This is a genomic window from Nonomuraea lactucae, from assembly GCF_003313395.1.
GTDB lineage: Bacteria > Actinomycetota > Actinomycetes > Streptosporangiales > Streptosporangiaceae > Nonomuraea > Nonomuraea lactucae.
Map to the genome: position 1 here is coordinate 1 of NZ_QNFZ01000405.1, position 928 is coordinate 928.

The 928-nt window shown below is 63.0% G+C and carries 2 protein-coding genes; both read left to right on the forward strand.

What is annotated here, in order from left to right:
• Window positions 1-340: DUF742 domain-containing protein (locus tag DQW85_RS22215; protein WP_240197347.1), on the forward strand; the 340-nt coding region annotated here is incomplete at its 5' end.
• Window positions 341-365: 25 nt separating this feature from the next.
• Window positions 366-926, forward strand: coding sequence for a GTP-binding protein (locus DQW85_RS22220; RefSeq protein ID WP_240197348.1), 561 nt, complete (start codon window positions 366-368; stop codon window positions 924-926).
• Window positions 927-928 lie beyond the last annotated feature (2 nt).

Here is a 928-nt window from a genome sequence, read left to right on the forward strand (position 1 = left end):
CGACCCCGCCTCGCCGGTGCGTCCGTATGCGGTGACGGGTGGGCGGACGGCGCCGCGGTTGAGGTTGGCGATGGAGGCGTTGGTGTCGTCGGCGACGGCTGAGCCTCGGGAGTTCTCGCATATCACGCCGGAGTATCAGGCGATTTCGCAGTTGTGTCGGCAGGTTCGGTCGGTGGCCGAGGTGTCGGCGTTGTTGCGGATTCCGTTGGGTGTGGTGCGGGTGTTGATCGCTGATATGGCGGCTGAGGGGTTGGTGCGGGTGCATCAGCCGCAGTTGGATGCGGGCCGGCCGGATGTCAACCTGCTGGAAAGGGTGCTCAGTGGACTTCGCAGGCTCTAGTGCTGGGGTGTCGTCTTCTCCTGGTCTGACTTCGACGAAGATCGTGGTCGCTGGGGGTTTCGGGGTGGGCAAGACGACGTTCGTGGGTGCGGTGTCGGAGATCATGCCGTTGACGACTGAGGCGGTGATGACGGATGCGTCGGCGGGGATCGATGATCTGGGGATGACGCCGTTGAAGTCGACGACGACGGTGGCGATGGATTTCGGGCGGGTGTCGCTGGATCGGGATTTGATCTTGTATTTGTTCGGGACGCCGGGTCAGCACAGGTTCTGGTTCATGTGGGATGACTTGGTGCGGGGGGCGATCGGTGCGGTGGTGTTGGTGGATACGCGCCGGTTGGCGGATAGTTTCCCGGCGATCGATTATTTCGAGGAGGCGCAGTTGCCGTTCATCGTGGGGGTGAACGGGTGGGATGGTCAGTATCCGCATAGTGATGCGGAGGTGCGGGATGCGTTGACGTTGGCGGCGCATATTCCGTTGCTGCGGTTGGACGCGCGGTCGAAGGATTCGGTGAAGAGCGCGTTGATCAATCTGGTCGAGCACGCGCTGAACGTCCGGATGGCCGTGCCAGGCTGGAACGGCTAGCG